Below are 10903 nucleotides of genomic sequence, written 5' to 3' on the forward strand. Positions count from 1 at the left end.
TTAGAACCACCAACAGCGAACAGGAGGTTGCAAATTGGCCGAGCAAGTGAACCGAACCCGCAGGTGGGTGGTGATCGGCGGATGTGCGGCGGTTGCAGCCGGGTTTGCGATCAGGGAATACCGCCTGATCCCCGAAAACCACAGCGGTGGCCGGATCAGCGTAGCTGCGGCCCATGAACAGGCCGCAGACCGACGTATTCTGTTGCTTGACATCCGCACGCCGCGGGAATGGCGCGCTTCGGGCATTGGCGAAGGCGCTGTTCCACTGGATATGCGGCGTGAAGATTTCGTCGACGCGCTGACCCAGTTGACCGGCGGTGATCAGGCAACTCCTGTTGCTCTGATCTGCGCGCGCGGTGTACGCTCTGCCCGTCTGAGCAACCGCCTGATCGAGGCGGGATTTACCAATATCATTGACGTGCCGGAAGGGATGTTGGGCTCGGCTGCGGGGCCGGGATGGGTCAGGGCCGGGCTACCGGTTCGTAAGTACAATGAGGATGCAGGATGATCCGTGAATTCAGCGTTGCGGCTGCCTTTGCAATTGCCGGGCAGGCAACTTTTGCCGCGTGTGCCGATCAGCAAGGCGTTTGCGAGACGCCGATGGGCGCGTATCACATCGAACTGCCCGATGCGGACAATGCGCCGATGGTGGTGTTCTTGCATGGGTACGGCGGCAGCGGGTCCGGTACAATGCGTAATCGCGGTATGGTCGAACCGCTGTTGGAGCGCGGCTATGCGGTGATGGCCCCCGAAGGTCTTGAACGACCTGACCGGGGCGGAACCAAAAGCTGGAACTTTTATCCCGGATTTGGCGAACGGGACGAAACCGCCTTTCTGTCCGAAGTGGTTCAGGACGCGGCGGAACGATTTGGGATAGACGCCGACCGTGTCTTGTTGGGCGGGTTTTCCGCCGGTGCCTTCATGGTCAACTATCTGGCTTGCGATGCCCCCGACACATTCTCGGCTTATGTTCCAGTGTCCGGCGGGTTCTGGCGCCCGCATCCGGAATCTTGCGCGGGCCCGATCCGCATGTTCCACACCCACGGTTGGACCGACAATGTGGTTCCGCTGGAGGGACGCTTGCTGGGCGGTGGGCGTTTTCAGCAGGGCGATATCTATGCGGGTTTGGAAATTTGGCGCAACGCAAATGGCTGCGTCGATCACAAACCAGCCGGGTTCAGCACAACAGGTGATTTCATGCGCCGTCGCTGGACCACCTGTGCCGAAGGCAGCGCGCTGGAATTTGCACTGTTCCCCGGCGGGCACACAGTTCCAACTGGCTGGGCCAACATGATTGTCGATTGGTACGAAGGGCTTCCCGGCAGCTAACTATTCTGCCGGGGTCATGTTGCCTTTGCCTTCGACCAGCCGTTTCAACTCGTCACGATAGCGGCGGGCTGATCGGGTGATCGCGGGTTCGCTGAAATCTTCTCGCATTCCAACCATTCTACGCGCGGCTCCTGCCGATACACCACTGAGCGCAGAGAGCGGGATAGCCAGCGCTAGGCTGATAGCAATCGGGGCCAGCCAGACCGATACCAGACCGGACAGAATACCGACACTCAGCGCGACGCCACTGACGGTTTCAAGCGCATGGCACAGGATCAGCGTGCGCAGACCATAGGTGCCGCCGTCGCGGGCCTGAGGCGACCAACCCCGTTGAATACCGAAGGCAGTGCGGAACACGGCGATCATCTGCTGCACCATCAGGATCGGAGCGTACAGGATCGACAGCAGAACTTCGGCCAGGAACGAGGTCAGGAATTTGCGCCCACCACCAAAATCGTCATAGCGCACACCGCTGAGCGGCAGGGCCAGAACGCCCAGAACCTTGGGGGCCAGCAGCATCGCATACATGACCAGAATGATCAGCACATGCCGGGTTTCCGACATCTCAGGCCACTGCGGGAACAGAGGGTTGTCGGGGCTGAAATAATGCAGGACAGATGCATCCTGACCCTGACCGATCAGCGCCCACATCAACAGCAGGGCGAACCACAGCGGAGACATCAGATACCCGACCGCGCCATGGAACATGTGAAAGCGCGACACGGCCCGGAACCCGGTCGATCCCAGCAGTTTCAGGTGCTGCAAATTGCCCTGACACCATCGGCGATCCCGCATGGCATGGTCGATGAGGGTGGGCGGCGTTTCTTCGTAAGATCCGCGAATGCGCGGCAGGAACCGAACGGCCCATCCGGCACGGCGTAGCAATCCGGCCTCAACGAAATCGTGGCTCATGATCAGCTTGTCCTGACCGCTGAGTGAACGAAGCTTGGGCAGACCAGCGCTGGTTGCAAAGGCCTTGGTGCGAATGATTGCGTTGTGGCCCCAATAGTTGCCCTCTTGCCCGCACCAACGCGCCAGACCTTCGGCAAATGCGATGCCATAGACGCCATTGGCAAACTGCTGCATCCGGGCAAAGACCGATTGAGCACCAATCAGTTGCGGGTAGCTTTGGATCAGGCCAGCCCCCGGATCGCGGGCCAGCGCATCGGTCAGGCGATAGATCGCGCGCCCGGTCATCAGGCTGTCGGCATCCAGAACCAGCATGGCATCCCAATCCGCGCCCCAGCGGCTGACCCAGTCGGCGATATTGCCCACCTTGCGGTCGGTATTCTGTTCACGGCGGCGATAGTACAGCTCCAGCCCCGGTGCCAGCGTGGTGCGCAGCGCTTCGACACTGGCTTGTTCCTGTGCCGCAATCTCAGGGTCGCGCGTGTCGGACAGGATGAACATGGCATAGTGGTGCTGACCACTGCGGGTCTGCAGATCCTCCAGCATGGTGCGGGCGTTGCCCAGCACGTTCCACGGGACCTCGTTGTAAACCGGGGTCAGCAGGGCCACCCGAAGGGGTTGCGCGCCGGACTTGCGCTCGGGGCGTTCCTGTCTGGACAGCGACACCATGCCCAACAGAACCGTACAGACGGTGAAGGAAATCCAGAAGAAGTTGAATGAGATCAGGGCCAGCAGAATGCCTTCGACAACGTTGATGCCTTCTGCGCCGAACCAGTCGCTCATGACCCAAAGCAGGGCCAGAGTGGCGGCCATGGCCGGTGAAAAGGCCAACGCGCGCCAGAAACCGGCAGACGACCTGCGCTGGTCGGATGGCGCACCTGCATCCCGGAACCGCGCGCCGAAATTCTGCGCGGGCATCGCCAGAGGGGCCTCGGGCGGCATGATATGCAGATCGTGGTTCATGTGGTCCAACGGTATAGCCAGACCTCAGAGGCAGGCTGTTTGTCTTTCAGCAATTGCGCGCGCAGCTCGACATGGTTCCGCTCGCCCGGCTGGAACGAGAAGGCCAGCCGCAAACCGCCAGTGTCAGGGTTGCGTTGCAAAACCCCTTCCGATGTTTCGGCATGAGGCGAATCCACAAAGATCGTGATCGTATCGATGTCGTCGAACAATTCGCTGTTTTCAAAGTCGATGACAGCCAGGCGACCCTCGCCGAAGGTGTTTTCGCCCATCGCAGTGTTGATGACGCGTGGCATCGGCGTTCGCTGAGGCTCCTCCCCCCAGATCAGACGATAGGACAGGTCGACTTGGCTGCCAGCCGCATAGGGTTCAGCCGGGCGCCAATATGCGACGATGTTGTCATAGATTTCCTGATCGGCCGGAATCTCGACCAATGTCACGGTGCCTTTGCCCCAATCGCCATTAGGTTCGACCCAAAGGCCGGGGCGCTTGTGATAGTTCGCCTCAAGATCAGCGTAGTCCGAGAACTCACGCTTGCGTTGCATCAGACCAAAACCGCGCGGGTTCGTATCCACGAAGGAAGAAATCTGCAGGCGGGTCGGGTTGGCCAATGGCCGCCACAGCACTTCGCCAGCACCATTGCGCACCAGCAGCCCGTCGCTGTCATGCACTGCAGGGCGGAAGTCGTCGAACCGGCTGTGGTTGGTCTGATCGAACAGGAACATCGACGTTCCGGGCGCGATACCGACATGGGGCAGTTCTTCTCGCGGGAACAGCGTAGCCTCAACATCCATAATGCAATCTGCACCCGCGGTGACGTTGAAGCGGTAGGCACCGGTCACGCTGGGGCTGTCCATCAAAGCATGCACGACCATATTGCGCTGGCCGGGCTCGGGGCGCTCCAGCCAGAAGCGGATGAATTCGGGGAATTCCTCTCCATCCGGGTCACCGGTTTTCAGCGCCAGACCACGCGCGGACAGGCCGTAAACCTCGTGCAGGCCGATGGCACGGAAATAGCTGGCCCCCTGCCAGACGCAGAATTCATCTGTCTTGCCGGGGCGATGCATCTCGGTCCGCAGGCGCAGACCGGAAAAGCCCAGCGTGTCGTCAATGGGCAGTTGAGGAACGTCTTCGGACTTGTCGAACATCTCCAGGTCGAAGGCGACCGGAGTGGTCATGCCATTCTCAACCGTTTCCACTTTCACGGTGCGGGGGAAATACAGACCGGGGGTGAAAAAATCGACGTTGAACGGCGTCTCGGTTTCATACCAAAGCGCACGGTCCAACCGGAACCGGATCGAGCGATACTGCTGATAGGTCAGGTCCTGCCACTCCTGCGGCACCATCTCGCGTTCCGCATAAGGACGGCTGGCCAGATTACGCGCCATCTCAACCACGTAGTTGCGGTCAAACGGCACTTCGCCGCCCGTCGCATAGGCGGACGGGGCAAGGGCCAGGGCGGTCGTCGAGGCGAGGAATGCGCGACGGGTAAAATTCATTTCTTCGACTTCCAGGGTTGTGACTTGAACCAAGCTGCCAAATAGGCAACGCCGATGATCATCGCAAAGCCAATCATGTTGGCGACGAAAACACTGGCAACATCCCGCCCAGTCTGATCCAGTGCAACGCCGATCAAACGGGCTGCGGCCATGGAAAATACAAAGACGGCAAGGGATTGCTGGCCGACCTTGGTGATGACGGTCAGCAGAAACTGCCAGACACGCGCGCCCAGCCCGTGACCGGTGGCGATCAGGCGGTGGCCATGCTCACCCGCGGCGACCCAACCCAGATAGGCCAGCGAAAGGAAGTGGATATAGCGCAGCAGGCCGAACTCGGTCTTCCCGCGCAGATCTTCGGTCAGGGGCCAGCCCGGACGGATCATCGCGCCAAGCTCGGGCGCTGCGTTGTTGATCCAGGTAAAGACCTTCCACGATCCGAACGGGGCGGACAGGATCAGGAACAAGGCGGCAGCCCAGATCAATACCTTCGAGACCGGTGGCGCAGGAATCCAACCTCGCATGAATGCAAAGCCGGTGAAGAACAGCAATTGCCAGCCGAACGGGTTGAAGAACCACTGACGTTCGGACCACGGCTCGGCCGGAAGGGCCAGCGCACCGGTCTGAGCGATGAACCAGATCGCCACGCAAACCGCGGCCATCAGCCAAAAACTGACGCGGTAAAGCGCCATGTAAAGCGGCATCAGCGCCAGTACCACTAGATACATCGGCAGAATGTCAAAGTAGTTCGGCACATAGGTTAGCGTGAAAATCCCGACCAACTGCGGTGCAGGATCGTTGAAGAAATGCTGCAGATTCAGGGACGAGACATATGTTTTCTCGAACGCGCCGGTCTGATCCAGCGCGGCCATGGTCATTGCCACAAAGAAGAACAGGGCAATATGCGCCCAATAGACTTGCCAGATGCGATAGGCCACACGGGCAGTGCCCATCCACCAGCCTTTGCGCAGAAAGGCCCCACCAAAGGCGATGGCCGAGGCCATGCCTGAACAGAACACAAAGATCTCGGTGGCATCGGAATAACCGAACCGCGCGGGAATCCATTTGGCCCAGGGATCATTGGGGATATGGGCGATCAGGATGATGAACATCGCGATGCCGCGATAGAAATCCAGCCGCGGATCGCGCGCACGGGCGGGGGCTGCGGCCGGGGCCGCAGCGGGTACAAAATCAGAAGCGGGCGATATGGTCGCCATACGTTTTCTGTCCTTCTTGGTCTTCTTGTTATTCGGCGGGGACGCTTTGGACGTCGCCGCTGTCGCGGGCCGCATCGATCAGGGCGCGGCGTGCGATGGCGTAATTGTCTTCACCCCCAGCACGCTTGGCGCGGCGGTCATCAAGAATGCGTTCCACCGCGTCCAGGCGACCCGCGCGCAGACCGGAGTCGATGGTAATGCGTTCAAATACATCACGTTGCGCGTGGCTGCCACCAGCCAGTTGCATAGAGCCGCGCGCTGCTAGCAGATGATCAAACGCCATGCCATAGTGGCCATCACCAAATGCCTCGAGCCCCATGGCAGCCGAGACGCCCGGGTCTGCCATGCGGCGGGTCATGTCGTCCGCGGCGCGCGCCGCATCCTTGTTCATGCGGTTCAGCATCTTGGCGGTGGCATCGGCGCGGTTGTCACCGGTCAGCGCCAGCAGGTAATGCAGATCGGCGAAGATCAGGCAGCCGTCTTCGGTACGCGCAGCGCTCAGATCGGCCAGTTCTTCCCAGCGGTTTCCGACATTTACGCCTTCGAGCTCCAGCCGGGACAGCAGCGATGTCGCGTTAGAGATGTCCCGGTAGTCGTCGGTTTTGTCCTTGCGAATATGGGCGTCATACAGCTCCATCACCTGATCGACCTGACCCAGATCCAGATGCATCAGCGCCTTGTGCCACCAGACGTGATAGCGGAAGTTGTTGCAATGCGCCCAGGCGTCTTCACGCCCGGCCAGCCAATCAAGGCCCAGCTGCGCATTGCCTGTCATCTCGTGCACGTGCGCCACCGCATGCAGGCCCCAGGCGTCATCGGACACCATCCATAGTGCCTGTCGGCCCGCGATCTCGGCCTTCTCGTACGCGCCGGTTTCCTCCAGCGCAAAGGAATGGCAGCCCAGCAGATAGCCGCGACCCGGGTGATCCGGTTCATAAGCAGGCATGACCCGCTCGATCGAGCGGCGCATCCCTTCGGCGTCGCCCAGAACAAAGCGGGTTGCGTGGCTCAGCTTCATCGCCAGCGTGTCCTGCGGGTGATCGCGCAGGATCGCTTCGAATTTCTGTACCGCCTGCGTCTGTTGTCCCGCCAGATAGAGGGCCAGCGAATCCACATACAAACGCTCGCGTGCGGTGATGGGCTGACGTTCCATCGCAGCGTTGGCCGTCGTCAGTGCGTCAACCGCAACCGCCATCATCTCGCGCCGCCCAAGCAGTGCCATGAACAGACCTTTGATCGCGTGACCCAGCGCAAAGTCGGGCTCAAGCTCCAGCACTTTGCCCAAATGCTGCGGGGTGACAGCGGCATGAGCCATGAACCCAAGCAGAACACCATTCCACGCGTCGACAGCTGCCGGCTGGGTCAGGGTGTTCATCTGTCCAAAAACGTCTTGTTTCATACTTGGGTCCAATCTGATTGCGATATTTGACACTGTTCGATGTAACAGAGTGTGCGAGAGGGGCGTAACAGTATCGACCCTGCTCTCGAATTGGTGAAATGACGTGTGCGTAAAAGGCGAAAAAAACCGCCGATTCAAGGGCATGTTTCAGCAACTTGCCGCCTAAATGTGCAAGTATTTCAATCCTCGAACGGGTTTTCAGCGTTCAGAACGGCCTCGGTATCCGCCCCGCAGACCGGTGGAGCGCTGCGATATGTTACAGGCGTGCGAGACATGTTCAGGGGATTCCCGATTAGGTTGACCTGACCCGGCTGGGCTTGCATGGCGATCTGCATCTGCCGCGCAGCCACCTGATCTGTGTCAAAAACCTGATCCAGCGACTGAACCGGGCCAACGGGTACTTTGACAGCTTCAAGACCAGAAATAACGGCCTTCGTGTCCAGCGCCTTGACGGCAGGACGCAGTACAGCGTTCAGCGCATCGCGGTGTTCCAGCCGGGCAGGATTGGTCGCGAATCTGGGATCGTCGGCCAGCTCAGACTGATTGATGAAACTGCAAAGCTTCCTGAACTGCCCGTCATTTCCGACCGCGAGAATCACATGCCCGTCGGCGGTTTCATAGACGTCATAGGGCACAATATTCGGGTGCCCATTGCCGCGCCGTTGCGGGACATTGCCCGAGGTCAGATAATTCACGCCCTCATTGATCAGCCACGCAATCTGCGCATCCACCAGCGCCAGATCGATCTGCTGGCCTTCACCCGTCAGGTCCCGGTGGCGCAGTGCGGCGAGAATCCCAACGCTCGCATACATGCCGCACATCACATCCGCGATGCCAACGCCCACTTTCATCGGTGCGCCTTCGGGGTCGCCGGTCAGTGACATGATCCCGCCATAGCCCTGCGCCATCAGGTCATAGCCGGGCTTGCTGGAATTCGGCCCGGTTTGGCCATAGCCCGAGATCGAGCAGTAAACAAGGCTTGGAAACTCTTGCGACAGCGTGGCGTAATCGAGCCCGTATTTGGCCAAACCGCCGGGTTTGAAGTTCTCGATCAGAATATCCGCGTGTGATGCCAGCCGACGGACCTCGGCCTGACCTTCGGCAGTGGCAATATCCAGCGCGACGGATTTCTTGTTGCGGTTGGCCGACATGAAATAGGCGCTCAGGTCCGAGCGGCTGCCCTCGGCATCCGTAACATAGGGCGGGCCCCATTGCCTCGTGTCATCGCCACCGGTGGCGGGGTTTTCAATCTTGATGACGCTTGCGCCCAGATCGCCCAGCAATTGCGTGCAGGTGGGTCCCGCCAGAATGCGGCTTAGATCCAGAACCTTGACGCCCTTCAGCGGACCCTCAGATGCGGCCATCATAGCCTCCACGCTCGATTTCAGCAGCAATGACGGTAAATGTCTCGGCTTTTACAGCAGCTTCGAGCGCTGTGCGCAACTCTGTCCGATTGCGGACAGTGTGACCATTGCCGCCAAAGGCCCGGCCCATAGCCGCGAAGTCATGATGGCCGAAATCCACGCCCGTGTTGCCCATCTGACGTTGGCGTTGTTTCAACTCGATCAGTGCAAGGCTGGCGTCGACGAAAACCAGAAAGATCGGATTGCCGCCCATTTCAGCCGCCGTCGACAATTCTCCGGCGACCATCAGGAATCCGGCATCGCCAGAGAAGCTGATCACCGGGCGGTCGGGCTCGGCCAGCTTCAGGCCGATTGCCATAGGAACCGCGCAGCCCATGGTGCAAAGCGCCGAGGATTGGATCAGCCCGCGTTCCTCGCTGCAATCCCACATCTGGCTCAGCAAAATACGATGCGCACCGCTGTCGGCAGTGGCTAGTGTCTCAGATGGCAGAATTGCACGGGTTTCGGCGATGATCGCGGCGGGTCCCCAATCGTCGTCAGTGGGGAAGACCTGCGCCAGTGCGGCCTTGACTTGAGTGGGCTCGCCATTCGGCCAGGTCGCGCGCGCAGGATTGCCTTTGGCAATGGCTTCCAACGTCTCGCCGGTATCAGCCACCAGATTCAGCCCCGCCTGATGCATGTAGTGATCGTTGATCACGGCAGAGATATCGATGACGCGCTTTTCGTCAGGATCCCAGATCTCACGCCAGCCGGGGCGCATTTCGATGGGATCATATCCCAGACACAGCACCAGATCCGATTGTTCGACCAAAGGCACCAGATGTTTGTCAGCCAACGGGGACAGGCCAGCACCGCCCAGACACAAGGGGTGATCCTCGGGCACCACGCCTTTGGCTTTGTAGGTTGTCACAAAGGGAATGCCGAAATGTTCCAAGAATGCCCGCACCACGCAGCGCGAGTCGTCATAGAGGACATCCAGACCGATAATGGCGAAGGGGCGTTCGGCCTCGGCCACCCAACGACGGGCCTTTTCCAGACATTCTCCACCGGGGCTTACCGGAGCGATCTTGGCAAGGCGGCGGCGTTTCACGCCGGTCACAGGCGTGTCGGCAACCGAGATCGGAACATCGATATGAACCGGGCCGGGGCGCGGTTGCATGGCCAGCGACACCGCCTTGTCGGCCACGACATCCGCACCTTTGGCGGTCAGAGTGTAGGTGCCCTTGGTGATCGAGCGATAGACTTGTGCGTGATCCATGACCTGATGCGTATAGGTCAGCGCCTCATCCGCATCGACACAGCCGGTCAACACGATCATCGGCACCCGGTCCTGCAACGCATTGGCCACCACGTTGATGCCGTTCATTGCGCCCGGACCCAACGTGGCCACCAGAATTGCAGGCGCGCCGTCGCGATGATGCACGGCCTCGGCCATGAACCCGGCAGAGTTCTCGTGCTTGGTCAGATGAAAAGTAATGCCTGCCTTTTCCAGCGCATCCACCAGCGTCAGCACCTCGCCCCCGGGCATCCCGAAAGCGTGGCGGCACCCCGCTTCATACAGCCGTTGGGCCAGAAGATCCGCAGCGCGGGGCGAGGGGTCCTGCATCAGTCATGCTCCGAAAAAACCGTTTCGAAGCAGATTGCGGAGGACGCTCCCGGACGCAAGGTGGATCACGTCAGTGTGACTATTTGACTGCGTCTTCGGCGACAGATTGAAACTTTGTGTCAAGTTCTGCGGCGATTTCCAGCAAATCCTGTCCGCCTTCCGATGCGTAAGGGGCAAAGACAAAGCTGGGCGTTTTGTAGGACAGGGTTGCGGTTCCGTCCTCATTTTCAGTGACATAAAAGCGGACCGGCGCTTCGATCATGGCGTGGGTCGATGTTTCCAGCACCCGCACTGCAAAGTCGTTGTTGAATGCCCCGATTACCCGGTTGCCCGGAATGGTGATCCCGCGCGCGGCAGCCGCCTTGGTCGGGCCTGCCTGTGTCACGACGATTAATCCGTTTTCCTTGATCGCTGCTTTGGTGGCATCGACCAGTTCGGCATAGGGTTTGTCAGTCGGGTACACGGCCCAGCCCTCGGGCGCGTCCTGCGCCCAGACAGGCAAGGCGGTCAGGCAGAGCAGGGGAACGAAGGCTTTCATCATCACGTCTCCGATATCTTACTGAGACCTGTGTGCCAGACTCGGCCCTATCGCGCACTCACAAACCCGTGTTCAGGGGCCGTGG

9 protein-coding genes are annotated in these 10903 nt (G+C 60.1%); 2 read left to right on the plus strand and 7 right to left on the minus strand.

The window, feature by feature from the left end:
- Positions 1–34 precede the first annotated feature (34 nt).
- Positions 35–508 carry a rhodanese-like domain-containing protein gene (locus ACR0LF_RS17830; RefSeq protein WP_480572940.1) on the plus strand — a complete coding sequence of 158 codons (474 nt, stop codon included), beginning with the start codon at positions 35–37 and terminating at the stop codon, positions 506–508.
- Entirely contained in the window at positions 505–1329 is an 825-nt protein-coding gene (locus tag ACR0LF_RS17835; protein WP_480572943.1) for a CE1 family esterase, read from the plus strand. Before ACR0LF_RS17830 ends, ACR0LF_RS17835 begins: the two co-directional genes overlap by 4 nt.
- On the opposite strand, the gene mdoH is transcribed toward ACR0LF_RS17835, so the two are convergent.
- From mdoH to ACR0LF_RS17870, 7 genes are all read right to left on the minus strand, one after another.
- The gene (gene mdoH, locus ACR0LF_RS17840) at positions 1330–3201 is read right to left on the minus strand and encodes a glucans biosynthesis glucosyltransferase MdoH (RefSeq protein WP_480572946.1); all 1872 of its coding nucleotides are present in this window, start codon (positions 3199–3201) and stop codon (positions 1330–1332) included.
- On the minus strand, positions 3198–4697 hold the full coding sequence (locus ACR0LF_RS17845) for an OpgD/OpgG family glucan biosynthesis protein (RefSeq protein ID WP_480572949.1): 1500 nt from the start codon (positions 4695–4697) through the stop codon (positions 3198–3200). The genes mdoH and ACR0LF_RS17845 overlap by 4 nt, the downstream gene beginning before the upstream one ends.
- On the minus strand, positions 4694–5911 hold the full coding sequence (locus ACR0LF_RS17850) for an OpgC family protein (protein WP_480572953.1): 1218 nt from the start codon (positions 5909–5911) through the stop codon (positions 4694–4696). Before ACR0LF_RS17850 ends, ACR0LF_RS17845 begins: the two co-directional genes overlap by 4 nt.
- A 28-nt stretch (positions 5912–5939) precedes the next feature.
- A complete protein-coding gene (locus ACR0LF_RS17855; protein ID WP_480572956.1) occupies positions 5940–7310 on the minus strand; it encodes a tetratricopeptide repeat protein in 1371 nt (456 codons plus the stop codon).
- A 179-nt stretch (positions 7311–7489) separates the two neighbouring features.
- Positions 7490–8674: a CaiB/BaiF CoA transferase family protein gene (locus ACR0LF_RS17860; RefSeq protein ID WP_480572959.1), complete on the minus strand. Its 1185-nt coding sequence runs from the start codon at positions 8672–8674 to the stop codon at positions 7490–7492.
- The gene (locus ACR0LF_RS17865; RefSeq protein ID WP_480572962.1) at positions 8661–10280 is read right to left on the minus strand and encodes a thiamine pyrophosphate-binding protein; all 1620 of its coding nucleotides are present in this window, start codon (positions 10278–10280) and stop codon (positions 8661–8663) included. The genes ACR0LF_RS17860 and ACR0LF_RS17865 overlap by 14 nt, the downstream gene beginning before the upstream one ends.
- A gap of 79 nt (positions 10281–10359) precedes the next feature.
- Positions 10360–10818: a DUF302 domain-containing protein gene (locus ACR0LF_RS17870; protein WP_480572965.1), complete on the minus strand. Its 459-nt coding sequence runs from the start codon at positions 10816–10818 to the stop codon at positions 10360–10362.
- Positions 10819–10903: the final 85 nt, after the last annotated feature.

This window comes from Ruegeria sp. E8 (assembly GCF_056533985.1).

What these genes read in the sequence shown, in the direction of transcription:
- ACR0LF_RS17865 (WP_480572962.1), bottom strand. Translation starts at nt 10,280, where the DNA reads ATGCAGGACCCCTCGCCCCGCGCTGCGGATCTTCTGGCCCAACGGCTG.
- mdoH (WP_480572946.1), bottom strand. Translation starts at nt 3,201, where the DNA reads ATGAACCACGATCTGCATATCATGCCGCCCGAGGCCCCTCTGGCGATG.
- ACR0LF_RS17845 (WP_480572949.1), bottom strand. Translation starts at nt 4,697, where the DNA reads ATGAATTTTACCCGTCGCGCATTCCTCGCCTCGACGACCGCCCTGGCC.
- ACR0LF_RS17860 (WP_480572959.1), bottom strand. Translation starts at nt 8,674, where the DNA reads ATGGCCGCATCTGAGGGTCCGCTGAAGGGCGTCAAGGTTCTGGATCTA.
- ACR0LF_RS17870 (WP_480572965.1), bottom strand. Translation starts at nt 10,818, where the DNA reads ATGAAAGCCTTCGTTCCCCTGCTCTGCCTGACCGCCTTGCCTGTCTGG.
- ACR0LF_RS17855 (WP_480572956.1), bottom strand. Translation starts at nt 7,310, where the DNA reads ATGAAACAAGACGTTTTTGGACAGATGAACACCCTGACCCAGCCGGCA.
- ACR0LF_RS17850 (WP_480572953.1), bottom strand. Translation starts at nt 5,911, where the DNA reads ATGGCGACCATATCGCCCGCTTCTGATTTTGTACCCGCTGCGGCCCCG.
- ACR0LF_RS17835 (WP_480572943.1), top strand. Translation starts at nt 505, where the DNA reads ATGATCCGTGAATTCAGCGTTGCGGCTGCCTTTGCAATTGCCGGGCAG.